The following is a 22632-nucleotide window of genomic DNA, read 5'->3' as shown; positions in this document are numbered from 1 at the left end:
GGGGGACAACCCAGTCGAGGATGATGAGAAGTATGAAAATTAAAGCTGGCTTCTAATGAACGTAAACTGGGGACAGCAGCCAACTGAGCATAAAGCATAAAGACCAATTGATGCCAGCAAGTAAAGCCTTTTGAATACTTATCGGCTTGAAACTGCTGAACTAAAGAATCGAAATATTGGCGAGGAAAAGCCTTCATAATGTGTTCAAAATAGCTTATATTTTTCATGTTGCAGAAGCAGGAAAGTGGACTGGCGTTCATGAGGTTTACCTCAATATTTCCTGTTTCTGCAACTTTTTTTTCCTCAAATTTATTCCGGACAGTAGTGCGTGAAAACGGGGATCCAGCAGTTGAACCTGACCTTAATCCGTTGGTTATTAGGCCGTACTCTTTCGTTATTGAGCCAAAATCACAATATTAATGACGGGCACTGTCGCGAACCCCTCCCCTTAACCAAGCGCTGGTTTGTTAGCTAAAACCTAGATCCCCGTTTTCACGGGGATGACGAGGGGCGAACTTCTTCGTCACTTCATTGATTAAACCAAGCGCTGGTTTGTTAGCTAAAACCTAGATCCCCGTTTTCACGGGGATGACGAGGGTGCGAACTTCTTCGTCACTTCATTGATTAAGCTAAGCGCTGGTTTGTTAGTTAAAACCTGGATGATTCGCTGCGATCATCCTGCGGGCCATTCACGAGGCGAATGTTTGCTTCGCCTACGGCTCGCGTTCCCGTTTCACGGGGATGACGAGGGGCGAACTTCTTCGTCACTTCATTGATTAAACCAAGCGCTGGTTTGTTAGCTAAAACCTAGATGATTCGCTGCGCTCACCCTGCGGGCCATTCACGAGGCGAATGTTTGCTTCGCCTACGGCTCGCGTTCCCGTTTCACGGGGATGACGAGGGGCGAACTTCTTCGTCACTTCATTGATTAAACCAAGCGCTGGTTTGTTAGCTAAAACCTAGATGATTCGCTGCGCTCACCCTGCGGGCCATTCACGAGGCGAATGTTTGCTTCGCCTACGGCTCGCGTTCCCGTTTTCACGGGGATGACGAGGGTGTGAACTTCTTCGTCACTTCATTGATTAAGCTAAGCGCTGGTTTGTTAGTTAAAACCTAGATGATTCGCTGCGCTCACCCTGCGGGCCATTCACGAGGCGAATATTTGCTTCGCCTACGGCTCGCGTTCCCGTTTCACGGGGATGACGGGGCGAACTTCTTCGTCACTTCATTGATTAAGCTAAGCGCTGGTTTGTTAGTTAAAACCTGAATCCCCGTTTTCACGGGGATGACGAGAGAGGGAAATACTTAGCTAACCTATATGACCAACCTAAGTTAACCATTTCATCCATTTTAAAGCCTAATCATATGGCGTTTATTTGTGCTTTTTCTTACTGGAAGTTGGCTTTTTAGCCGGCGGTACAACCGCCTCCTTAGCTGGCTCTGCGGCCGATGTCTGGCTGCCTGAATCATCTAAAGTTACATCCTGAGCCGCCAATGAACTGCAATCAAGCGTCATATCTTCAATATCAGTCGATACTGTGGTGACTGGTATTTCCTGACTGACTTTTGGTGCATCGGCCTTCGCGGGCTCAACTTTAGCCTGAGGAGTTTCGTGTGAAGTCACCATCAACTCCAGTCCCTCCCCCATGCGGGCGATAACCTTAGTTGAAACCACCTTATTCACCTTTGCCGCAGACGCGGTTGCCGCTGAGATCGCGGCATTAACAGCTCCGACTTCTCCCAGCATTTTCACCATCACCATGCCGCCGCCCTTGGTCAGCTCATAACCAATAATCTTCACATTGGCTGATTTAACCGCAGTATCGGCGGCTTCAATCGCCGCAGCTAATCCAACGGTTTCAATAAGGCCTAAGCTCTGTTTTATCATATTCATTCCTGCATATGCGCTCATTGAGTCATTAAATGTAAGGGACTGTTGTTGACTTAATCTCTGCCGGGTCAAGCGTTGCCAGAAGCTGTAAACCGACTTCCCTTGCTGCAATTACCGCCTGGCGAACAGCGCCTGAATCACCGGCAAACGTAAAAATAACTTCGTTACTGAAGCTGGTACCTTTTGCCGGGCTGGAATAGCCGACTGGCTCAATAACCGCAGCCTTAGCGGCCACATCAGCAATCACTACGCCTATCGCCGCCGGAGAACCAACGGTGATACCAAAAGATTTGCCTAACGGCGCACCAAAGGCTTTTTGTAATGCATAGCTGGCGCGGGCAGTGTATTGAAATTCCAAATGGCCGGCTGGTGAACCATAAACGTCACCCATCGTTCTTTCTACTTCAGACAAGGCAACTTCAATGGCCCGGCGGGCATCAGAAACGTCTTCGGCACCAAAAATTATTAAGCTACCGTGTCCGCCGCCGCCCATGGTGTCGCGCGGGAGTTCAATCGTTAATATTTCACAATTGGTCGCTTTAACGGCTTCATCCGCGGCAAAAATATGCGGACCGGCCCCTGTTCTTGCCCCAAGAATACCGATAGAGCGATATTTTTTATCAATTCCCATCAGTTCATGAAGCTGAGAGTCAACGTTAGCAATAACCAGACCGATAGTGCTGCCAATCGCCGTTCCAACAAACTCAGTCAGACCGCAGCCCCCTAAAAATGAAGGGGACTTTATTTCCACAGTGCTGTTGGTTTGCTTGCGCATCACTTCGGACACTATCTGCTCAACAAGGCTGTTACTCATCTTACCCCTCCTGTTTTATTTAGTTTTTGGTTACCTGAGGAAGAATTTTTTCAACTTCAGTATGAGGGCGAGGAATAACGTGGATAGAAACCAATTCACCGACTTTACTTGCCGCCGCAGAGCCGGCATCGGTAGCAGCCTTAACTGCACCAACATCACCGCGAACCATCACGGTAACTAAGCCAGAACCAATCTTTTCATAACCCACCAGCGTCACGTTGGCTGATTTAACCATGGTATCAGCAGCTTCTATTGCAGCGACTAAACCTTTTGTTTCCACCATACCTAATGCTTCTTGTTGCATATCGACTCCTTTGTTGCCTTACGGCGGCTAGATATATTTGTTTTTATATTTACTGGCCGGTTAGCCGTGCAGCGGGCTAACCAATCAATAGATAGGATTTGTTTAGAGTCGATAGTAAGTAGCGGGGAGGCAAATGTCTTGACAACTAACCGGAGATTTTTGTCATCATTGTGAAGGGATAACAAGATAATACTAGCCTGATAATTATGCTGATAAAACAAACTGATAAGAGAGCTACAGCCCCTCTTTAAGCCGTGCAGCGTGGGTGGTTTTTTCCCACGGGAAAATATCGCGGCCAAAATGACCATAGCTGGCAGTTCGGGTATATATCGGGCTCAGCAGGTCGAACATTTGGATAATGTTATACGGGCGTAAGTCAAAGGTTTGCTCGACCAATTGTTGTAATTTCACCAGTGCGATTTTTTCTGTCCCGAAGGTATTCACCATCACTGAGACCGGGCGGGCAACGCCAATGGCATAGGCAATCTGAATCTCACAACGGTCGGCTAAGCCTGCAAAGACCACATTTTTAGCCACATAGCGGGCGGCATAGGCAGCGGAACGGTCAACTTTAGACGGGTCCTTACCTGAGAAGGCTCCACCGCCGTGCCGGGCTGCCCCGCCGTAGGTATCAACAATAATTTTTCGACCGGTTAAACCACAGTCGCCCATTGGTCCGCCGACGACAAAGCGCCCGGTGGGGTTAATAAAATACTTTGTGGTTTTTGACAGATAACGAGCGGGAATAACCGCTTTAATAATCTCTTCAGTTACCGCCTCTCGCAGATCGGACAGGCTAACCTCTTGCCGATGCTGGGTCGACAAAACGATAGTATCGATATCCTTTATCTGGCCATTTTCATAACGGAAGGTCACCTGACTTTTAGCATCGGGTAACAAAAAAGGAAGACGACCATTTTTACGCAACAGCGCTTGTCGCTCCATCAGCCGATGGGCGTAGCTAATGGCTGCCGGCATCAGTTCAGGGGTTTCATTTGTGGCATAACCAAACATAATCCCTTGGTCGCCGGCCCCCTGCTCATGCGGATTTTGTTGCACTATCCCTCTATCGATGTCCGGCGACTGGTGACCAATAATATTCATCACGCCACAGGTATTGCCGTCAAAGCCAATATCGCTGCTGGTATAGCCGGCACGATTAATGGTTTTGCGTACCACCTGTTCAATATCCACTCTGGCCTGACTGGTTATCTCGCCGGCAACAATGGCAATACCGGTTTTAACCATGCACTCACAGGCGACGCGGGCATAAGGGTCCTGCACCAAATTAGCATCTAAAATGGCGTCTGAGATCTGATCTGCCAGTTTATCCGGATGACCTTCAGAAACAGATTCTGATGTAAAAAGGTACGAGCCCATACTTAGCCTCAGTCAATATAACGCCCTATGCATTTTCCCGATTTTAATCCCGGTATCATTGAATATCTTTGTCTTAAACAAGACTATTTTGTTCAGTTAGAGACAGCAGGACAAATATGCCCTTAACGGACAGTTAAGCCACCCACTACCTAAAAGAACCTAGATTATTCAACAATATTCTTCCTATACTCCGACGGTGACAGCCCGGTTTCTTTCTTAAACAGGCGACAGAAATAGTTAGCATCCTGATAGGAAAGCTCCAGCGCAATGGCATTAATCTGCAAATCACTAAAGTTGAGTAATAACTTGGCTATCACCATTTTTCGACGCGTGAGATATTCTGAGTAACCGATACCAAACTGTTTTTTAAACAGCCGGCTTAAATAGCAGGCGCTGATATAGGCATGATCGGCAACGTCATCCAGCGTCATATTTTTGAATATATTTCTTTCGATATAATACTGCGCCCGATGGATGGAGTTTAACTTTGCGCCGGAAGATAAAAAGGCCGTATCAAAAATGCTATTACCTATAGATAGCAGTGTGCGCAAGGTATTGTAGTAACTGCGTTCATCAAAATTAATCTGGTTCAACAGCTTCTCATTGCTATTGAGCTCATCAATTTTCCAGCCGTTTGACTTCGCAATCTGCTGCAAGATCATAATAAAATTAGTAATAATCTTGTGCTGATCTTTTTCCGACTTATAGGCCTGATTAATCACATTATTAATGATCAAATCATTCCATTGAACATAGTTACAGCTACTGATTAGCTCACTGATGTAGGCTTTTTGCTCTTTTATTTTGGTGTTTAAGTCTTCATCAAACTTAAGGCTATTTTTAATCGCCTTAATTAAATACTGTGGCTTAACCGGCTTAAGCAGATAGTCATCGACCTTAAACTCAAACATATTCCTGACCATCTCCACATCATCATTGGCGGTTATCACAATGATTTTAGTGTCTCTGGATTTTTGCCGTAGGTAACGGATAACTTCAAGCCCGTTGGGGAGAGGGATATTTATGTCGACTAACATAATATCGATATGATCAAGGTCATCGATTAATCGGATCGCGTCAGAGCCCTTAGTTGCCTCAAAAATCTTAACGCCGCTGATATCCCGATTAATAATAATCCTCAGCGCTTCTAACTCGATAAGTTCGTCTTCAACAATAACGATGTTATACATAATGACTCCATTCTTATTATTATATTCGCCATACTTCAACTTTCAGGTGTACCAGCCGCCCGTTATGCATTCAAATCTGTTACTGGCAGATTTGTCACTCACTGACCGCTTTCCTACTACTCGAATTATTTTGACTATCTGTTTGAGTCATAGGAAAGCGTAATTTGATGACCGTTCCCATGTTGGGTTTGTTCGGGCTTTCAATCTCTAAGCCATAGTTGTTGCCAAAAGAGAGCCGAAGCCTGTTCTGGACATTATTAATACCGATGCTGCTACCGTTATTACAGACAATGTCTCCTGACAGAATAAGCCCAATTTTTTCAATCGGTATTCCATCGCCGTTATCAGCAATCTCTAAAATGACATCCCGGCCGTTATCATAAGCCTTAATCGAAATGTAACTAATGCACTCCCTGGGTTCAACAACATAGTTAAAGCAGTTCTCAATAAGCGGCTGTAATATTAAGAAGGGGCTGGCAATATCAAGGTACTTTTTCGGCACGTCAATATCATAGGTAAAGCGATCCTTCATTCTGACTTTCTGGATCGCCAGGTAGCTCTTCACATGCTTAAGTTCGGTATTAATGGTGATCAGCTTGTTATCACTCTTTTTCAGAATGTAACGCATCATGTCGGCAAAATCATACACCGTTGTCTCCGTACTTTCGGCCCCTTCCAAAAAGGCTAAGCGACCAATGGTATTGAGTACGTTAAATAGAAAGTGTGGATTTATCTGATAGGAAAGCGCTTTAAACTCGGCCTCATGAAGTAACCGTTCCAGCTCTGCACGCATTCTTAATTCATCGGCTAATTTAACGCTGTTGGCGTTAAGCTCTTTTTGGATAATATTAGAATAGCCCTGCTCGGCCAGATAGAGTGTGACATGCAGTAGCGAGTAGGCGGCAGCTTCAAATTTTTCATAGGGAATAAAACGGACATTCTCATGTAAATAGACCAAATCCCGATCGCTGCGCCAGGAATCATCAACCCCTAAGATATGGTCAATATTTTGTTCTATTTCCGGTTCAACCCTGACCTGTCCGGAAATAAATGCGCCGAAATATTGACCATGAACGGTAATAGGGACGGCAAATTCAACAAAATCACAGTAACAGCGATAGACAATAGGTTTATCGCGCAGCATCGCAGCACGTCCGCCGGCATTATCACATTTAAAACATTTTTCTGCATTCAACGGATTTTGACGGGAAGCAACGCAGAACGGTGAAAAACCGCTGGGTTTAGTAACGGGGATCCCTTCAGCATCAACAACCACTAATGCTATTCCCATGGCTTTACTTAAATTATCCTGCAGCGTTTGTAAACGCTCGACCTCAAGTAAGTCACTTAGGTGGAACACATAATCCATAGGATACCCCGTTATTTAAACTCATCCGCCAATATGGCAAGTAAAGCCCATACTCTCGATCTCAGATTTAAATTTATTCACCTGTTCTTCGGCAACAAAACGGGTACCATCCATCGGATAAATGCGCCCCAGTAATGCATACTTATTCTCACCATAATTGTGGTAAGGCAGAATGTGAATCGTTTCAACGTTGTTCATCAGTTTAGCAAAACCGGCAATAGCCCGTATCGAATCCAGATCATCATTTATCCCCGGAATTAGCGGAATTCTGACTGAAACTTGGGTAATAAAAGAAATTTTAATCAAATTTTCAAGAATCAGCTGATTCGACACCCCGGTAGCGTCTTTATGTACCGCCGGATCGATGGCTTTAATATCGGTTAATGCTAAATCGACAAAGGGAAATACGCTTTCAATCACCTCTTTCGGGGCTAAGCCGGTTGTCTCCATTGCCGTATGCCAGCCCTTCTCTTTGCAGGCCCGTAAAAGCTCACGGGTAAACTCTGGCTGAGAAAGCGGCTCTCCGCCAGACAAGGTGATACCACCGTTAGAACGCCGATAAACGTTTTCGTCTTTTTGTAATTCCTGAACCACTTCCCAAACCGTCATGCGTTTACCTTTCATCAGTAACGCACCGGTAGGACACACCTTGGCGCACTCACCGCAGCCGGTACAACGCTGGCGATCGACCAGGTAAGGATTATCTGACGACAGTGCACCAAAACGACAGGCTTCTAAGCACTTACCGCACTGTATGCAGTTACTCTTTTGGAAGATTATTTCTGGTTGAGGCTTCTGAGATTCCGGGTTGCTGCACCATTTACATGACAGAGGACAGCCTTTCAAGAAAGGAATAGTTCTGATACCCGGACCATCATGTAAAGAATATCGCTGAATATTAAAAAGAATACCTTCAGTGTCGTATACGATTTCGCTCATAAAATAATCTTCATGTTGCATGACTTCATTATGCTTTACTTATGCTGAAGTCAGTTGGTGTAGGGATATACCTGTCAGATTGCGGCTAGAACATCAGACTGCTGACAAAGTAGTACAATTTCAGCCTAACTTTCGTCCGAAAAAACAGCTCTGGAATATCACCATCTTCTGGCGGCCTAAGGGGTATTTTTAAGTACCGAGTACTCCGGACCTAGAATCCCTAGGGACATTATTGGCAATCTCCATCGGTGAGGCCCAAAGGCCCCACCGTACCTCCGGAATTAGAATGTCTGTTCTGTACGACTGATGATGTCGTCCTGAACGTCTTTTGCTAATACCACGAACTGAGCGCTATACCCTGCTACGCGAACCACCAGATCGCGGTATTTTTCCGGATTTTTCTGTGCATCAATCAAAATATCCCGGTTAACCACGTTGAACTGAACGTGCATCCCCTTCTTATCGAAATAGCCACGAACCATGCCGCTGAAGTTTTTCAGGCCATTGTCACCGGCCAACGCTGACGGTAGGAATTTCTGGTTATACAGCGTGCCGTTAGAGGCAATAAAGTGGTCAAGCTTCGCCACGGAGTTAGCCGCAGCCGTTGGGCCTAAGCTGTCTTTACCCTGACGAGGCGAAACGCCGTCTGCCAGCGGTTCTCTGGATAAACGACCATCAGGTAAAGCCGCAACGTCTTTACCAAACAGCACGTTAGCAGACACCGGATAGATACCGGCCTGGAACTGACCGCCGCGCGGGTTGGTATATTTTTCGACTTCTTTACAGTAAACCAACGCACAGCGACGGGCGACTAAGTCAACGGCGTCGATATCATTACCAAAGCACGGCGTACTTTCTAAAATACGACGGATTTCCTGATAGCGATTATTTCCTGCCGGAGCTGAAGGCGCTGCCTCGCCGGATGAAAGCTGGCGATAGACTTCATCTTTAATCGCGCTGGCATCCAGTGAACCGTGCTGTGCAATGACGCGTTTAACTACGTCATAAATTTCTTGCTCGTTGAGCGATGATTTACCCGCAGAAGACTCAGATTGAGCGCCGACCGGGTAGCCGAAGTTAGCGCTTAGCGCATCCTTCAGCTCTTGGGCTGACATTTTGTGGTCTTCGAATACTTGTTTCTGAATGGCATATACCGAATCACCGGTATCAGCGACACCGAAAGCCTGTGGACCGGTAAAGTTATAAATAGCGCCACCTTCCTGAATTGACTTACCGCGGCCAATACAGTCATCAACCATGGCAGACAGGAACGGCAGCGGACAACGCTCGCCGTGAGCGATATCAACGCTATTACAGGCTTCCACTAAGTTATGGACGAAGTATTCCATTTGCGTCTGGAACGCGGTGTAAAAATCATCAATGCTGCGGAAGTTAGCCATATCTTTGGTGACAGGGCCTAACTGGGTATCGTTCACCTTTCCGCCGTTTAAGGTAATTTCAAGCACTTTGGCCACGTTAAAGAATGCAGCATCATGCCAGCCTTCAGTACGGTGCGGCGCCTGAGGTTCAACACAGCCGATAATGCAGTAGTCACGAGCATCGCGCAGTGATACACCGCGGTTTTGTAGCGCAGGAATAATCACTTCATCGTTATACATTGCCGGAACGCCCAGCCCTAAACGCACCACTTCACAGGCGCGATAAAGGAACTCATCCGGCGTGCCTTGCCATACCCGAATCGAGAAAGACGGCTGAGGTAAACGCACGTGAGCCGTGGCTTCCATACACATATAGCTCAGTTCATTGGTTGCATCTAACCCATCTTCGGTTTGACCACCAACGCACAGGTTTTGGAACACGGCATAGCCGGCAAACGCCTGAGCTGAGACTTCATCACGGGTTTTATTCACGTCGTTCAGTTTAATCCAGCAGCAGTCGACTAATTCCTGAGCAAACTCTTTGGAGATGCCTTTGTCAGCCGCCAGATACGGATACATATATTGGTCAAAACGGCCCGGAGAGATTGAATGTCCGCTTGATTCAATTTGCAGCATGCAGTGAATAAACCAGAACGTCTGACAGGCTTCCCAGAAATTAGTCGCCCCATGTTCAGGAACACGACTACAGTTTTTAGCAATTTGCAGGAGTTCGTTTTTACGGGTCGGATTGCTCTCTTGCTGAGCCAGTTCATTGGCTTTAGCCGCATAGCGATGAGCGAAATTAATGGCGGCGTTATAGCTGATAATTACCGCGTTATAAAACTGCTCTTTTTTAATGTAGTTAGGGTCCATACGGTCAAGCTTAGTAATCGCTTCAGCAACTTGCTTGATCACACCGCGAAAACCAATTTCCAGAATTTTACCGTAATCAACCGTAACGTGGCCTACACCGCCATAGAAATAGTTACCGACGGTAAATACCCCCTTCGCCATGCTGTCTTTTGTTTCTTGTGACATATAAGACGAAGCAAGATCGCTGGTGGTTTTACCCGGCCAATATTTAAAGGCCTCATGTAGCTCTTGTGCAGTTTCTTTAGTGATGATGAACGGGTCAGCGACACGGTGCTCCATGGTGTCGAACTCTTTCTCAACCCAGTCATAAGAAAACTCAGGGCAAATCTCGGTAGAACGAGGATTTTTAGTAATAGCGCCAACCACCAGTTCACCGTCGCGAATAGTGATAGGCAAGTTGTTGAAAATTTTCTCGACCACTTTGGCGCGACGAAGAATCGGCGATAAGCCCTCATTCTCTTTATATGCTTCAGTCGCTAATACCGCCCGCTCTGACTCAACGTAGGGTTTCGCATCGATAATCATACTTTTCAGTTTGATGACGCGGTCTGTCGGGTTAGAAAAACCTTTCTCTATCATGGTGTATGACTCCTGTTAATCGTTAATTTGTTCTATTAATGTTCGAGTTAAATTCAGTAAAAAATCTTCACCCCTAACAGACGGGTAAATTCATTCAAAATGGCCGGATGCGCTAACCAGGTCGCGGCAGTAACCAGATTTCCGTCGACAACAGAACCATCAACGCCGACATCAACAAAAGTGCCGCCCGCCAGCTCAATTTCAGGCTGTACCGTGGCATAGGCCGTTAGCTTCTTATCATTTAATACATTGGCGGCAACCAAGACTTGCGGACCATGGCAAATAGCGGCGATGGGTAAAGAAAAACCCATCGCATAGCGAACAATATGTAAAACATCGCTGTCCAAACGCAGATATTCAGACGACCTGCCGCCGCTGATATAAAAACCGGCGTAGCTGTCTAATTGAATGTCGTCGAATGAGGCGGTTAGCTGAAACAGATGCCCCACTTTTTCGGTATAGGTCTGATCGCCTTCGAAGTCATGAATCGCCGTTTTGATATATTCCCCGCGCTGTTTTTTCGGGCAAATGACATCAACCTGAAACCCCAGCATGGTTAACGCTTGATAAGGCACCATGACTTCATAATCTTCAGAGAAATCACCGGCCAGCATAAGAATCTTTTTCATCCTAGAATCCTTGTGTTGCGCTATCGACATCTTCAATGGCCTGAATAGCCAGTTGAACGGCAGATGTTTCACCGAATACGGCTAACGTAGTGACATGTTGCGGGCAACTGCCAAATACCTCAGAAACCACAACGTTTGAACTTTTGTTAGCCAAATCGGCATAAAAATAGAGATCGGGGATCGAGACCATGATGAGACCGATGGCATCAACGGCACAGTGCTGCAAACGTGCGCGAGAATCACTGGGCATTTTGCGTTTAATCATGTCCAGAACTTCCCGGCTTGGCGCATTGATTATTCGTTTTTTCATCGGTCAGTTACCCCTGTCTTTATATGTTTAGAACTCAGCGGATATTCAAAGACTCAACCATCACGCAGCGGCGCGTTCTGGCAAAAGACCTGGCCGAAGTCAAACCTTCACCGGTAGGCCCGGCGATGGTAAAGGTGGTATAACCTTCACCGCCAACACCCAACCCGGCATAGGACGGACCATTCTTAACAAAAATCGTGGTCTGGATGAGTTTTGCCATTTTGGTCAGCTTCTCAACGTTGGTTGAGTGCATGATTGCGGTATGACGATTGCCGTGCTCAAGCTCAATGGCTAAATCAATGGCAGCATCAACGTTATCTACCCGTACCAGCGGTAAAATCGGCATCATAAGTTCATGAACAACAAACGGGTGGGACTTATCGGTTTCAATCAGAATGATTTTGGTATCGGCTGGCGCCGTGATATTCAGCTGTTCTAAGATATAGACCGCCCCTTTACCAACAAAGGCCGTGCTGGGTCCGGTTCCTTTTTCATTCAGTACCAGACTTTGTAACTTTTGAATCTGAGCACCGTCGCTGAGTAGGTAAGCTCCGTTCTTCTTCATATAATGAATTAAGAAGTCCGCCACCTGATCAACCACTAATAGCTCTTTCTCAGCCACACAAGGCAAGTTGTTATCAAAGCTACAGCCATTAACGATGTCTTTAGCGGCCTTCTCAATATTGGCCGTTTCATCAACCACAACCGGAGGGTTACCGGCACCGGCGCCGATAGCTTTTTTCCCGCTGGACATCACGGTATTCACAATCGCCGGACCACCGGTCGCGACTAACATTCTGACCTTCGGGTGCTGCATCAACTGATTAGTACTTTCAATAGATGGCTGAACAACCGTTGTCACCAGATTTGCCGGAGCACCTAACTCAGCCAGCTTCTGGTTAATCATTTTTATCGCTAACAGTGAAACCTGTTTTGAACGCGGGTGCGGACTAAAAACGACGCTATTGCCCGCGGCCAGCATGCCAATGGAGTTACAGATAATGGTTTCAGTCGGGTTGGTGGTCGGTGTAATAGAACCAATAACCCCATAGGCAGAATACTCAACCAGCGTTAGGCCACTGTCACCACTACAGGCTTGGGTCGTGAGGTCCTCAATACCCGGCGTTTGTAACACCGCCACTCGGTTTTTAATGACCTTGTCCTGAAAGTTACCCATTCCGGTCTCTTCAACGGCCATGCGGGAGATTTGCTCCAGCACCTGCTGTTGACCAAACACGTCACGAATACCATTAATAAAGCTGGCACGGTCGGCCATTGAACACAGGGAGTATTGACGCTGAGCAATATGAGCCGCCTCAATAGCCTGATCCATACTGTCAAAAATTCCGTGATTTGAAGAATCTGCCGCACTAACGCTGAAGGTTTGTGGCGCCGCCACCTGAGCCGCCTTTGGCGTACTCTTGGTTTCATTCAGTATCTGAGCCACCAATTTACCGATCGGATCCTCAGGCACTGCAGCTACCTCTGCCGGTGCAACATAGGCATTAGCGGATGTCGGCATAGAGCTTGAAGTGGCAGATGATCCCGCAGTTGCACCGTACTTACCTAAGATATTGGCAACGGCCCGGGATATTTCTAAATCATTCATCTTGCTTTTCCTTTCTCGTTTTAACGCTTGATAACCTGAGGTTGTCTTACTTAGCGCACTCTTGTTAACTGCTTATCGACTAAATATAAGGCACCGTTGTTGATTTAATTTCTGCCGGATCAAGCGTTGCAAGGAGCTGTAAACCTACCTCTCTTGCTGCAATGACCGCCTGACGAACTGCGCCAGAGTCACCCGCAAAAGTGAAAATAACTTCGTTACTGAAGCTGGTTCCTTTGGCCGGGCTGGAATAGCCTACCGGCTCAATGACCGCCGCTTTAGCCGCTACGTCAGCAATGACCACACCAATAGCAGCCGGAGAACCGACGGTAATACCAAAAGATTTGCCCAACGGTGCACCGAAGGCTTTTTGCAGCGCGTAACTGGCACGAGCGGTGTACTGGAACTCCAAGTGACCGGCCGGCGAGCCGTAAACATCACCCATCGTTCTTTCTACTTCGGATAAGGCGACTTCAACTGCGCGACGTGCATCAGAGACATCTTCAGCACCAAAAATAATTAAGCTGCCGTGACCACCGCCGCCCATCGTGTCGCGCGGGAGTTCAATAGACAGGATTTCGCTGTTAGTGGCTTTGACCGCTTCATCAGCGGCAAAAATATGAGGACCTGCACCTGTACGGGCACCGAGGATACCAATAGAACGGTATTTTTTATCTGTCCCCATCAGTTCATGAAGCTGCGGATCGACATTGGCAATCACCAAACCAATAGTGCTGCCGATAGCTGTTCCAACGAACTCAGTCAGACCACAGGCCCCCGTAAAAGAAGAGGCCCTTGTTTCCACAGTACTGTTGGCTTGTTTGCGCATCACTTCAGACACAATCTGGTCAACAAGGTTATCTTTCATCTTACCTCTCCTTTTCTAATCAGCTTTTTGCAATGACATGAGGAAGAATTTTTTCAACTTCAGTGTGAGGGCGAGGAATAACGTGGATAGATACCAGCTCGCCAACTTTACTGGCTGCAGCAGAACCGGCATCAGTAGCAGCTTTAACCGCACCCACATCACCACGAACCATCACGGTGACTAAGCCAGAACCAATTTTTTCGTAACCGACCAACGTCACGTTGGCTGATTTAACCATGGTGTCAGCGGCTTCGATGGCAGCAACGAGGCCCTTTGTTTCCACCATTCCTAATGCTTCTTGTTGCATGTTGACTCCTTTTTGCCTTACGGCAGTTTCAGTTTGATGTAGTTAGTTTTGTGGCAATTAGCTAACCCGGATTTATCGAGGCTAACCAATAGACGGGACCGATCTAAAATCGATAGTAAGTAGCTTGCTGGGAAATGTCTTGACAACTAACCGGAGATTTTTGCGGTGAATATTTGCCCGAAGACAAAATATTCCTATCAGGGGAGAGTAAGCGGTAAATGATGGAGGGCATTTTGCCCCCATCATTAATATTTAATTAATAATCAATAAATTAAATCAATCAATAATAAACTATGATTAGCAAATATTTGCTAATCGGGCCACGTCCAGCGCAATCATTTTTTCTTCATTGGTTGGAATAACAACAATAATCGGGCTCTTGGTTATCGAAATAATCCCACTCTTACCGCCAAAGGTATTAGCATTTTTATCCGCATCCAGTGTGATACCCAAAACCGATAAATGCTTCACCGTGAGTTCCCGAATCAGGCTGGAGTTTTCACCAATACCGCCGGTAAAAACGATGGCATCCAAACGGGAAAGTGACATCATATGCCCGCCTAAATGACGGGCAAGGCGGTGAACAAATACATCAATCGCTAGCGTTGCACGCGGGTGGCCTTTACTTCGTTCTTCTTGCAGGGTGCGACAGTCGCTGGAGACCCCGGATATGCCTAACAGCCCCGATTCTTTATTCATCATCTCATCAAGATCGTCTAAAGATTTTCCGGTGCAGCGGGCAAGGTAAGTGAGAATACCAAAATCAATATCGCCACCTCGGGTACCCATCACTAAACCTTCTATAGGCGTCATGCCCATTGAAGTATCAACGCTTTCACCGTTGTTAACCGCACAGACCGATGAGCCATTGCCCAGGTGAGCCACTAAAATCCCGTGGTCGTTAGGATCTAACCCCAACAGGCTGACCGCCGATTCCGCAACATAGCGATGTGAAGTTCCGTGAAAGCCGTAGCGACGAACCTGTAAATCCTGCTGATATTCATAGGGAATCGCGTAGGTATAGGCCGCAGCAGATAGGGTCTGATGGTAAGACGTATCAAACACCGCCACCTGAGGTAGCTGCGGGAACACCTCTAGAGTGGCTTCAATTCCCTGAGCGTTAGCCGGGTTATGCAAAGGGGCCAATTGAGAAAATGATTTGATATCATCCAGCACCTGCGGCGTAATCATCACCGACTGTTTAAATTTACTGCCGCCGTGTGCCACCCGATGCCCTACGGCAACGATATGCTGAGTAATATCACGCTGATCCAGCTGTTCAATCAGCAACTGTAAAGCATGTTTGTGGCTTGACTGTGGTAAAGCCAGGCCCGTTTTAACATCCTGACTGTCTTTAAAAGAGATATAGGCATTGTCCAGCCCTAACCGCTCAGCGATGCCCGACAGCACAGGCCGGTCATTATCAACCGCCAGAATCGAAAATTTTAACGATGAAGAACCGCAGTTAATAACCAATATTAAAGGTGAAAAAGACATCTTTGCTCCTGTCAGCAAATTGTTTAACAAGGTCTAATTGAATGGAAATAATGTGAATATAAGTAGCCCGTAGGGAGAAATAATAGTTATCACCAAGCTATTCCCTCGTCGCCCCGCTGAAAAAACGGGGTCCAGCATTTAGGCTGAGTGATAGCGGGTTAGTTAAAACCTGGATCCGGTTTTTCAACGGGATGACGATATAGTCGGCTTATGTCATGTTGAACTGTTTAACTAACAATCATTCCCCCGAAGGAAATATTGATGCGTCAAGCCTGAACTCTAAGGCTAAAATAACGCTGGCTAAACTGAGCAAGTGCATTGATAACGATGGCCATATCCTGAGCAACAGTTCCCCCGCTGACGCCGATCCCGGCAACCATACTCCCGTTATGCCAGCAGGGAAAACCACCTCCAACGCAGCAAATATTATCCAACTGCTGCAAACTGTATAAGTCACCTTCCGGCGTCACTAGATCAGCCAATAAATGAGTCGGCATTCGCAAGGCGACCGCTGAATATGCTTTTCTAAATGCCAGTTGGTGGCTGACCAATAACGCGTTCGGTTGGCTAAAGTAGTATTTTTGTAAGCCATTCGGGTCAACCAAACTAAACACAATCGGTAAACCTATGGCATCAGCCTGCTCCTCAATTAATTGAGCCAGGCATTTCATGTCATTAAAGCTCAGAGAGCGTGGCTCCTGCCCGGCGCAACGTTGAATGCTCCGCTCAATCAGTTGATCAATCCGGCTATCAGTCGTTATGCTCATCGCCCAGCTCCCTTAATTTATCAATCACAACATAAACCACAACATAGATAACAATCGCTAATGCCCGAATAGTCAGGCAAGTTCAACCGAATCAACAATGCCGACAATGGCTGCATCCAGCACCGAGTTGGGTTTATCACAGGCTAAACGGGCGGAACTGCCGCATGAAACAATCACGATTTCACCATTGCCTGCCCCGACGGTATCGACAACCACGGCGGTGGTGCCTTCCGGTTTCAGATGCTCATTAAGCTTGCTGATCACCAGTAACTTCATGCCGGTTAATGAAGGGTTTTTGGTGGTAGAAACCACAGTACCTATCACTTTAGCGAGATACATATTCATCACCTTTGCTGTTAATAAGTTGAATTTTTCTTTTCTTAATCTCATCCCGCGCTGCCGGGGTTAACAATACGTTCGGTGCTAAATAAAGCGCTCTGGACGGGTCATGTAAAAGCACATCATGCAGGCTAATCAACCGTTTTTTCTGTTGAACAGGCTGGTGAATGATTCGAGATAACGGAACTGAACGACCTATTGTGGTTGTCACCCATTGCGTTTTAGCATCAATGCTACAGGCTAATTCGCCAGGTTTTATAAAGCGCACCCCATATGCCTGTAACTGAGCAATATGCTGTTTTATATTGGCCGCATAGGCCGGCGGAATCGCATTATTTTCGCTGAAGTGATGACTGGCAATAATCGGCTTCCCCTGCATCAAGGCATAAGCAATAACCTGAGAAGGCAGGCTATCACCGATCCCCAATGCAGACTTGGCCAGAGTATTTAGCGAAAGCTCAGGAAGCAGCAACAGGTGACTTTGATTAATTAGCCGATGGCACTCTTCAGCATTTTGCTCGCCGGCCTGAATAATATGCTCCGGTGACAGTGCGGCTATTGCAGCCTGATGCCGTTTTAATATTGCCCGGGCGCTATAAGAAAAGAGTAATGACAGTGAGTATCCCTGTTGGACCAAGGTCTGAAGCTGGGGCTGTGCCTGAACAAACACCCCCTCATCATTGCCGGTAAACAGCACGACAATGCGTTTCTGATAGCGCTGTAAAGCCGCGATGACTTGCTCAGAAATTAAATCAACAATCGCCCTGTCAATCATCTCTGATAAGTTAGCCTGACTCACTAAACATCACTCCTTTAACGTCGTACGCTAAATGCAATCCCCAACGGGGTCACAAATAACGGTTCAATTGAGCGAATCACTTGCCTGCCGGTCTGTTTGGCAAATACTGAGCTAAACTGTTCAAAATGGCTGGCTCCGCCCACCAGGTATATTTTTTTGGTCGCGTACTGCTGTAACCAACCGTCGACAATGCAGGCCATTTTTTCGACTACCGGTTTTACCATGGCAAAAACTTCTTGCTCACGGGCCGGATCTTTTTTAATTTCATCGGCTTGGGCAAACGAGACGCCTAAGCCACCGGCCAGTACCAGCGTCATATGCGTACCGCCCGTAGGCTGGTCATCAGAGAAGATAACCTTGCCATTACGTAAAATACTCATGCCGGTAGTGCCACCACCGACATCAACAACTGCGCCATTCCTAATCTTTAATACGCTGGCAGCAGCAACGGGTTCATCAACGACGTTAGTAACGGTAAAACCGGCAGACTCCACCACGTTGGTCATCACCTTGGTGTTTCCGGCAGAAATACCCGGTGGAATTGCAGTGGCGGCATAGGTCAAAACGCGGCCAACTCGCTGCTCTAACTGAGCCTTTAGCTGTTTGACTACCCGTGTAGCAGTAGGATAATCAACAACCACACCGTCACGAACCACGGTTGACGGATAAGTAATACCGGCGACGGGGTTATTTTTACTATCGACCACCGCCAGCGCAATATTGGCCGTACCCAGATCAACACCAACCTTTAAGTCACCAGAATAGGGATTACACGCCTCTTCACGTACCAGGCGGGCAAACTCAAGCAATAACTTTTCTGAATCAGCGTTGGCCATATGCACTGCCCTATTTATTGACTTAATTACTCAGCTTAACGAATCACTTTCACCAGACTACCGTTACTTAATCCGTAGGCATTCGCCTCTTCTACATCAACATGTATCTCTAATACCGAAGCCTGGGTTGCCCGTACCGCAACGCGTTGCATAATGCCCGCGCGGTGGCCTTCGGTTTGTACGCTGACTTCCTGTCCGTCGGTTAGCCCGTACTGTGCGGCCATATCGCAAGGAATATGAATATGCCGCCATGCAACGATAACGCCACAGTCTTTCGTCACCCGACCTTTTGGACCGACAATCTCAATCGGACATGACCCGGCAAGATCGCCCGACATTTTAATCGGGGCTTTAACCCCCAAAACAAAGCCATCAGCGACTGAAATTTCGATCTGAGTTTCACTGCGTAATGGCCCGAGAATGCGTACGTTTTTGATCTCTTTTTTAGGGCCTTTAATGGTTACCGTCTCTTCAGCGGCAAACTGTCCCGGCTGTTTAACCGCTTTCATTCGAGTCAGCGATGAACCATAACCGAACAGGATATCCATATCTTCACGCGATAAATGGACATGCCGGTTTGAGATCCCCACCGGTACCATTAATGCGCCACTATTTTCAAGCTGTGGCTCAGAGGACGAACTGCCCTTTGCCAACTCAGCCATAATTTGCTGAGTGATTTGTTGGGCTTGGGAATTTATCTCATTCATATTTAAAAACTCAGCTAAGCTGCACCATAATTGACTGTCACTATCTTCTTTGTGCCTGAGACAGCGCTTCAAATTTAAATGCCCGATCAGAAAATTCACTATAAGGGACCGGCTGACAAAATGTCTTGACGGACGACGGGAGTTTTTTTACCTATCGTCCATACTCACTACAAAATAATGCTGGTTAACCCGCGATTTTACCGATTAGCCGATCAACCTCTGCTGCGGTGACTTTACGCGGATTGGTTTGTGTACAACCATCATCTAAAGCGGCCTGAATGATTTTTTCACGATTTTGAGCCAATAACTGTAAGTCTGATCCCAATGCTTTCAGACTATGAGGAATTCCCATCGTCTGATTCATGCGCATAATCTCATTCACCAGTTGCTTTACCGCATAGGGCCCTGAATAGGTCGTTAACCCAAAAATTTGAGCACACTTTGCGTAGCGATCCAGCAGCGCCTTATCCTGCCCGGCCGCATTGAATTCAATAATTAGCGGCAACAGCATGGCATTAATCTTGCCGTGGGGAATATGTAACACCCCGCCTAACGCATGGGCTAAACCATGAACCAGCCCCAACCCTGCGGAGTTAAACGCCATACCGGCCATGCATGAGGCGTTGTGGACCTTTTCACGGGCATAAATATCTTTGCCATCCCGATAAATCACCGGCAAATAGCGATGAACTAAGCTCAGGGCTTTCTCCGCCAAGGCATCGCTGAAGTCATTCGCGTTAGTCGATACATAGGCTTCAATCGCATGGGTGATAACGTCCATTCCGGTATCTATCGATACCGAACGCGGCACGCTTAATACCAGACTGGGATCTAATATCGCAATATCCGGCACTAACTCATCAGAGACCAACGGATATTTTCGCCCGGCCTGAGGTTCAGAGATAACTGCATAAGAGGTCACTTCTGAACCGGAGCCACTGGTAGTGGGAATCGCGATTAACAGAATTTTTTGGTCAGGAATAAGATCCTGTAAAGTGACCAGGATGCCCTTAGCGGCATCCAGCGATGAGCCGCCGCCAAGGGCAATAATGATTTCCGGCCGGAAAGATTGAAAATAGCCAGCCCCTTCAACCAAAATATCGACGCTCGGGTCAGGCTTTACTTGGCTAAATATTTTGACAGAGCATGTGGCAAGCCGCTGCTGTACCAGATCGGTCATTCCCGAACTTGCCATAAATGAATCGGTCACGATCCCTACCCGCTGATTTTGATACTGTTCAAGCAACGAGAGAGAATCCGCGCCGGTATACACTTTAGGTTTCACATAGAATTGCTTTGTCATTGCCTATAAGCCCGCGATTGGTGTCAGTTTATGCCCAAAGAGATTGAAGTTAGGTTAACTTCAAAAATACAAAGGGGATGTTATTACCCAATCTAGCACCGCTTATTTACAAGCTGATAGGTTATCTTTGTTCAAAAACAGGACTATTTTGTCATTATCCCGATGTCATCATCAAAATAATCCCCTTGTTAAAAATAGCCATAATGGCCTTTATTCACATTGGGTTTATAAAAATAAAAAGACAGCATTAATAAATACCTTTTTATTAATAAAATCAAATCTTTTAATCAAATACCCGTGAGAATAGAAAACATAATACACTGATTAAAAAACAAGTAATTAAGAACATGACAACGACCAGCCAAATATTAGCATTATTTTTACAATGCCATTCCTGCTGCGCAAAATATGCGTTCCAACAGACAAGATAATATAGCGACAGTAATATTTTACGCGTGATACCTTCCTGACGACAAATTATTAATAATAATAAAATCACCATCAGTTAAAAGGTAATAATATAATGAATATTCATGATTTATTGATTGTCTTTGGTGCGGGGATATTTGGTGCTGCCATCGGGGCTTTGGCGGCGTTTGAATTTGTTGGCCTATTGGTGATAGCGTTGGTTGCCATACAAATAGCCACAGGATCGCCCTCTTCATTTATTGAACTGCCTTTCGGTATGTTCGGACCACACGTTGGCGGATTCGCATCCGGCGTTGCCGCAACGGCTTATGCGGCAAAAAAAGGAAAGTTGGCCAACGGGCGGGATATTGTCGCCGGGCTCAGCGGCCTTGCTTCCCCCGATGTTTTATTAGTCGGCGGAGTTTTTGGCGTTATTGGCTACCTCTGTATTAGCCTGGCCAATATGATTCCGGCTTTTTCATCAGGTCTGGCATGGACAGATACCGTCGCCTTTTCAGTGGTTATTTCAGGGATTATTACCCGTCTGGCCTTTGGTAAAACTGGCCTGTTTGGTAAGCCTGATGCCGGTATTCGCCAATGTTACCCGCCAAGTGATAAATGCTGGATGCCCTACCATAGTCGGATAGGCCAGTTGGTCACCCTGGGTATCGGTATCGGATTATTTGCCGGCTACCTTGGTACCAGCCTCGGAGGTAATGGTGCCCTGTTGGCCTTCGGCATTTCTGCATTTTCATTGATTTTTTTACATTTCAATACTCAGGTTCCGGTCTCTCACCATATTTCTTTGCCTGCGGCCACGGTGGCTGTGCTTTCCGGCAGCCTGCTATGGGCGGCGTTGATTGGCGTACTCTGCGCTCTTTTGGGGGAGTTAATCTCAAGGCTGTTTCTGGTGCATGGCGATACCCATATTGACCCTCCGGCGTTTGTTATTTTTATCATGACAACGCTGATCAATCTGGCTGCGACGGTGGGCGTGTTTGCGTTAATACCGATGATATAGGGTAGTGCTTAGTAATCAACAAGCCCTACAATGTCGTCATACCGGCGAAAGCCGGAACGTGAACCGTAAGCGAAGCGAAACATTCTCCTCACGAATGGTCTGCAGTGTCAGTGTGAGCGCAGCAAATCATCTAGGTTTTAGCTAACCGCTAACGCTTAGCTAAGGGCAGCCCCCAAGGTCGTCATCCCCGTGAAAACGCACTACTGTCCGGAATAAATTTGAGGAAAAAAAGTTGCAGAAACAGGAAATATTGAGGTAAACCTCATGAACGCCAGTCCACTTTCCTGCTTCTGCAACATGAAAAATATAAGCTATTTTGAACACATTATGAAGGCTTTTCCTCGCCAATATTTCGATTCTTTAGTTCAGCAGTTTCAAGCCGATAAGTATTCAAAAGGCTTTACTTGCTGGCATCAATTGGTCTTTATGCTCAGTTGGCTGCTGTCCCCAGTTTACGTTCATTAGAAGCCAGCTTTAATTTTCATACTTCTCATCATCCTCGACTGGGTTGTCCCCC

Annotated in this window: 24 protein-coding genes; 3 read left to right on the top strand and 21 right to left on the bottom strand. The window is 46.6% G+C overall.

Translation table 11 applies throughout. The features are described from left to right. The coding region (locus YWE_RS0118565) for a DUF4372 domain-containing protein (RefSeq protein WP_154661422.1) at positions 1 to 260 on the bottom strand (260 nt) is incomplete at its 3' end. A 68-nt stretch (positions 261 to 328) separates the two neighbouring features. Between YWE_RS0118565 and YWE_RS30515 the strand changes: the two genes are divergently transcribed. Beyond that, positions 329 to 475, top strand: coding sequence for a hypothetical protein (locus YWE_RS30515; RefSeq protein ID WP_154661421.1), 147 nt, complete (start codon positions 329 to 331; stop codon positions 473 to 475). A gap of 897 nt (positions 476 to 1372) precedes the next feature. Here YWE_RS30515 and YWE_RS31690 read toward each other — a convergent pair. The 20 genes from YWE_RS31690 to YWE_RS0118465 form a co-directional block, all read right to left on the bottom strand. After that, on the bottom strand, positions 1373 to 1888 hold the full coding sequence (locus YWE_RS31690; protein ID WP_036016503.1) for a BMC domain-containing protein: 516 nt from the start codon (positions 1886 to 1888) through the stop codon (positions 1373 to 1375). Positions 1889 to 1919: 31 nt separating this feature from the next. Beyond that, complete coding sequence (pduB, locus tag YWE_RS0118555) at positions 1920 to 2705, bottom strand: propanediol utilization microcompartment protein PduB (protein ID WP_029095882.1); 786 nt, start codon at positions 2703 to 2705, stop codon at positions 1920 to 1922. A 19-nt stretch (positions 2706 to 2724) separates the two neighbouring features. Further along, positions 2725 to 3009: a propanediol utilization system shell hexameric protein GrpH gene (gene grpH, locus YWE_RS0118550; RefSeq protein ID WP_029095881.1), complete on the bottom strand. Its 285-nt coding sequence runs from the start codon at positions 3007 to 3009 to the stop codon at positions 2725 to 2727. A gap of 234 nt (positions 3010 to 3243) precedes the next feature. Then, the gene (gene metK / locus YWE_RS0118545; protein ID WP_029095880.1) at positions 3244 to 4389 is read right to left on the bottom strand and encodes a methionine adenosyltransferase; all 1146 of its coding nucleotides are present in this window, start codon (positions 4387 to 4389) and stop codon (positions 3244 to 3246) included. Between the two features lie 164 nt (positions 4390 to 4553). Further along, the gene (locus YWE_RS0118540; RefSeq protein WP_029095879.1) at positions 4554 to 5579 is read right to left on the bottom strand and encodes a response regulator transcription factor; all 1026 of its coding nucleotides are present in this window, start codon (positions 5577 to 5579) and stop codon (positions 4554 to 4556) included. A 94-nt stretch (positions 5580 to 5673) separates the two neighbouring features. Then, positions 5674 to 6948 carry a sensor histidine kinase gene (locus tag YWE_RS27795; RefSeq protein WP_051323432.1) on the bottom strand — a complete coding sequence of 425 codons (1275 nt, stop codon included), beginning with the start codon at positions 6946 to 6948 and terminating at the stop codon, positions 5674 to 5676. Positions 6949 to 6969: 21 nt separating this feature from the next. Continuing rightward, the gene (locus YWE_RS0118530) at positions 6970 to 7887 is read right to left on the bottom strand and encodes a glycyl-radical enzyme activating protein (protein ID WP_029095878.1); all 918 of its coding nucleotides are present in this window, start codon (positions 7885 to 7887) and stop codon (positions 6970 to 6972) included. Positions 7888 to 8168: 281 nt separating this feature from the next. Then, positions 8169 to 10718, bottom strand: a complete 2550-nt coding sequence (grpM, locus tag YWE_RS0118525; protein WP_029095877.1) for a glycyl radical diol dehydratase GrpM — start codon at positions 10716 to 10718, stop codon at positions 8169 to 8171. A 53-nt stretch (positions 10719 to 10771) separates the two neighbouring features. Next, positions 10772 to 11347 (bottom strand): DJ-1/PfpI family protein, encoded by a 576-nt coding sequence (locus tag YWE_RS0118520; protein WP_029095876.1) that lies wholly within the window; start codon positions 11345 to 11347, stop codon positions 10772 to 10774. Position 11348: 1 nt separating this feature from the next. Then, the gene (locus YWE_RS0118515) at positions 11349 to 11657 is read right to left on the bottom strand and encodes a BMC domain-containing protein (protein ID WP_036016501.1); all 309 of its coding nucleotides are present in this window, start codon (positions 11655 to 11657) and stop codon (positions 11349 to 11351) included. A 34-nt stretch (positions 11658 to 11691) separates the two neighbouring features. Then, positions 11692 to 13266, bottom strand: a complete 1575-nt coding sequence (locus YWE_RS0118510; RefSeq protein WP_029095874.1) for an aldehyde dehydrogenase family protein — start codon at positions 13264 to 13266, stop codon at positions 11692 to 11694. Positions 13267 to 13345: 79 nt separating this feature from the next. Beyond that, positions 13346 to 14131: a propanediol utilization microcompartment protein PduB gene (gene pduB / locus YWE_RS0118505; RefSeq protein ID WP_029095873.1), complete on the bottom strand. Its 786-nt coding sequence runs from the start codon at positions 14129 to 14131 to the stop codon at positions 13346 to 13348. 19 nt (positions 14132 to 14150) lie between these two features. Beyond that, positions 14151 to 14438 (bottom strand): propanediol utilization system shell hexameric protein GrpH, encoded by a 288-nt coding sequence (grpH, locus tag YWE_RS0118500; protein WP_029095872.1) that lies wholly within the window; start codon positions 14436 to 14438, stop codon positions 14151 to 14153. Between the two features lie 297 nt (positions 14439 to 14735). After that, positions 14736 to 15935, bottom strand: a complete 1200-nt coding sequence (tdcD, locus tag YWE_RS0118495; RefSeq protein ID WP_029095871.1) for a propionate kinase — start codon at positions 15933 to 15935, stop codon at positions 14736 to 14738. A gap of 266 nt (positions 15936 to 16201) precedes the next feature. Next, a complete protein-coding gene (locus YWE_RS0118490; protein WP_029095870.1) occupies positions 16202 to 16702 on the bottom strand; it encodes a GlcG/HbpS family heme-binding protein in 501 nt (166 codons plus the stop codon). Between the two features lie 72 nt (positions 16703 to 16774). Next, positions 16775 to 17041 (bottom strand): microcompartment shell vertex protein GrpN, encoded by a 267-nt coding sequence (gene grpN, locus YWE_RS0118485; protein ID WP_029095869.1) that lies wholly within the window; start codon positions 17039 to 17041, stop codon positions 16775 to 16777. Then, the gene (locus tag YWE_RS0118480) at positions 17028 to 17840 is read right to left on the bottom strand and encodes a flavoprotein (RefSeq protein ID WP_029095868.1); all 813 of its coding nucleotides are present in this window, start codon (positions 17838 to 17840) and stop codon (positions 17028 to 17030) included. Before YWE_RS0118480 ends, grpN begins: the two co-directional genes overlap by 14 nt. Positions 17841 to 17854: 14 nt before the next feature. Further along, a complete protein-coding gene (gene eutJ / locus YWE_RS0118475; protein ID WP_029095867.1) occupies positions 17855 to 18676 on the bottom strand; it encodes an ethanolamine utilization protein EutJ in 822 nt (273 codons plus the stop codon). A gap of 35 nt (positions 18677 to 18711) precedes the next feature. Continuing rightward, a complete protein-coding gene (locus YWE_RS0118470; protein WP_029095866.1) occupies positions 18712 to 19383 on the bottom strand; it encodes a phosphate propanoyltransferase in 672 nt (223 codons plus the stop codon). Positions 19384 to 19567: 184 nt separating this feature from the next. Continuing rightward, positions 19568 to 20686: a 1-propanol dehydrogenase PduQ gene (locus YWE_RS0118465; RefSeq protein WP_029095865.1), complete on the bottom strand. Its 1119-nt coding sequence runs from the start codon at positions 20684 to 20686 to the stop codon at positions 19568 to 19570. Positions 20687 to 21209: 523 nt separating this feature from the next. Between YWE_RS0118465 and YWE_RS0118455 the strand changes: the two genes are divergently transcribed. After that, positions 21210 to 22115 (top strand): DUF7973 family transport facilitator, encoded by a 906-nt coding sequence (locus tag YWE_RS0118455; RefSeq protein ID WP_029095863.1) that lies wholly within the window; start codon positions 21210 to 21212, stop codon positions 22113 to 22115. 264 nt (positions 22116 to 22379) lie between these two features. Beyond that, positions 22380 to 22580, top strand: a complete 201-nt coding sequence (locus YWE_RS32000; protein ID WP_084167129.1) for a DUF4372 domain-containing protein — start codon at positions 22380 to 22382, stop codon at positions 22578 to 22580. Positions 22581 to 22632: the final 52 nt, after the last annotated feature.

The organism is Budvicia aquatica DSM 5075 = ATCC 35567 (assembly GCF_000427805.1).
Taxonomy (GTDB): Bacteria; Pseudomonadota; Gammaproteobacteria; order Enterobacterales; family Enterobacteriaceae; genus Budvicia; species Budvicia aquatica.
The sequence above is the reverse complement of the archived record's forward strand: the minus strand, read 5'-3'. Positions and strand labels throughout refer to the sequence as shown.

What these genes read in the sequence shown, in the direction of transcription:
- YWE_RS0118490 (WP_029095870.1), bottom strand. Translation starts at nt 16,702, where the DNA reads ATGAGCATAACGACTGATAGCCGGATTGATCAACTGATTGAGCGGAGC.
- YWE_RS0118470 (WP_029095866.1), bottom strand. Translation starts at nt 19,383, where the DNA reads ATGAATGAGATAAATTCCCAAGCCCAACAAATCACTCAGCAAATTATG.
- YWE_RS0118520 (WP_029095876.1), bottom strand. Translation starts at nt 11,347, where the DNA reads ATGAAAAAGATTCTTATGCTGGCCGGTGATTTCTCTGAAGATTATGAA.
- grpH (WP_029095881.1), bottom strand. Translation starts at nt 3,009, where the DNA reads ATGCAACAAGAAGCATTAGGTATGGTGGAAACAAAAGGTTTAGTCGCT.
- YWE_RS0118530 (WP_029095878.1), bottom strand. Translation starts at nt 7,887, where the DNA reads ATGAGCGAAATCGTATACGACACTGAAGGTATTCTTTTTAATATTCAG.
- YWE_RS0118455 (WP_029095863.1), top strand. Translation starts at nt 21,210, where the DNA reads ATGAATATTCATGATTTATTGATTGTCTTTGGTGCGGGGATATTTGGT.
- YWE_RS0118540 (WP_029095879.1), bottom strand. Translation starts at nt 5,579, where the DNA reads ATGTATAACATCGTTATTGTTGAAGACGAACTTATCGAGTTAGAAGCG.
- grpM (WP_029095877.1), bottom strand. Translation starts at nt 10,718, where the DNA reads ATGATAGAGAAAGGTTTTTCTAACCCGACAGACCGCGTCATCAAACTG.
- eutJ (WP_029095867.1), bottom strand. Translation starts at nt 18,676, where the DNA reads ATGGCCAACGCTGATTCAGAAAAGTTATTGCTTGAGTTTGCCCGCCTG.
- tdcD (WP_029095871.1), bottom strand. Translation starts at nt 15,935, where the DNA reads ATGTCTTTTTCACCTTTAATATTGGTTATTAACTGCGGTTCTTCATCG.
- YWE_RS31690 (WP_036016503.1), bottom strand. Translation starts at nt 1,888, where the DNA reads ATGATAAAACAGAGCTTAGGCCTTATTGAAACCGTTGGATTAGCTGCG.
- YWE_RS0118510 (WP_029095874.1), bottom strand. Translation starts at nt 13,266, where the DNA reads ATGAATGATTTAGAAATATCCCGGGCCGTTGCCAATATCTTAGGTAAG.
- grpH (WP_029095872.1), bottom strand. Translation starts at nt 14,438, where the DNA reads ATGCAACAAGAAGCATTAGGAATGGTGGAAACAAAGGGCCTCGTTGCT.
- YWE_RS0118515 (WP_036016501.1), bottom strand. Translation starts at nt 11,657, where the DNA reads ATGAAAAAACGAATAATCAATGCGCCAAGCCGGGAAGTTCTGGACATG.
- pduB (WP_029095873.1), bottom strand. Translation starts at nt 14,131, where the DNA reads ATGAAAGATAACCTTGTTGACCAGATTGTGTCTGAAGTGATGCGCAAA.
- YWE_RS32000 (WP_084167129.1), top strand. Translation starts at nt 22,380, where the DNA reads ATGAACGCCAGTCCACTTTCCTGCTTCTGCAACATGAAAAATATAAGC.
- YWE_RS0118465 (WP_029095865.1), bottom strand. Translation starts at nt 20,686, where the DNA reads ATGACAAAGCAATTCTATGTGAAACCTAAAGTGTATACCGGCGCGGAT.
- pduB (WP_029095882.1), bottom strand. Translation starts at nt 2,705, where the DNA reads ATGAGTAACAGCCTTGTTGAGCAGATAGTGTCCGAAGTGATGCGCAAG.
- grpN (WP_029095869.1), bottom strand. Translation starts at nt 17,041, where the DNA reads ATGTATCTCGCTAAAGTGATAGGTACTGTGGTTTCTACCACCAAAAAC.
- metK (WP_029095880.1), bottom strand. Translation starts at nt 4,389, where the DNA reads ATGGGCTCGTACCTTTTTACATCAGAATCTGTTTCTGAAGGTCATCCG.
- YWE_RS27795 (WP_051323432.1), bottom strand. Translation starts at nt 6,948, where the DNA reads ATGGATTATGTGTTCCACCTAAGTGACTTACTTGAGGTCGAGCGTTTA.